Annotated in this window: 1 protein-coding gene; it reads right to left on the bottom strand. The window is 71.1% G+C overall.

Annotated elements, in window-relative coordinates:
* On the bottom strand, positions 1-326 hold a 326-nt coding region (locus tag NLX94_RS38735; RefSeq protein WP_254387998.1), incomplete at its 3' end, for a hypothetical protein.
* Positions 327-619 lie beyond the last annotated feature (293 nt).

Raw genomic sequence — 619 nt, 5'->3', positions numbered from 1 at the left:
TGGCCTCCAGCTTCGAGATCGGCGATGGCACCAGCGGCGCAGCACATCAGCATGCCGGCTTCCGATGGGCGCAGCGCCGGTACGACGCCGGTGTACCGGTGCTCACGGGCTGCCGTCTCCATCCGGGCGCCGATCTCCTTCCAGCCTGAGGCCAGGAGATCGGCGAACTCCTGGCGAGGCAGCCGGTACGACAGGAACCCCATCAGTTCGCGCGCGGCTGTTGATTGCCACGTTGGATGGCCACGGGCAGGCCGGGTTTTGCCACTCACGGTGGTGATGCGCTCGGAGGTCCTGGAGTGCACGGTGCCGGGCGGCACGGTGACCATGTGGGGCGCTTCCGTTGGCGGCACTGGGGGGCGGCCGTCGGGATGGTGGTCGCGGTGCCGACTTCGTCCTTCGCCCGGTGCGCGGTCCGCGGGGTCTTGCCCACGGGTGATCACCAGGGCAGGCTGCAACACCAGTTCCCTACTTCCCGACCCGGCCGTCCTACGGCGAGCCTGGCCGGATGCGACAGGTGAGTGACCGTGCTCTGGGTGGTCGACGCGGCAGCGGCCCGGCAGGCGCTGCGGGCCGGACTACTGCGCTGCCCGGACTGCCGTGGCGCCCTGCGCCCGTGGGC

Origin of the sequence: Streptomyces sp. TBY4 (genome assembly GCF_024213195.1) — a bacterium.
Lineage (GTDB): Bacteria > Actinomycetota > Actinomycetes > Streptomycetales > Streptomycetaceae > Streptomyces.
This window is presented reverse-complemented; position numbering and strand designations above follow the sequence as displayed.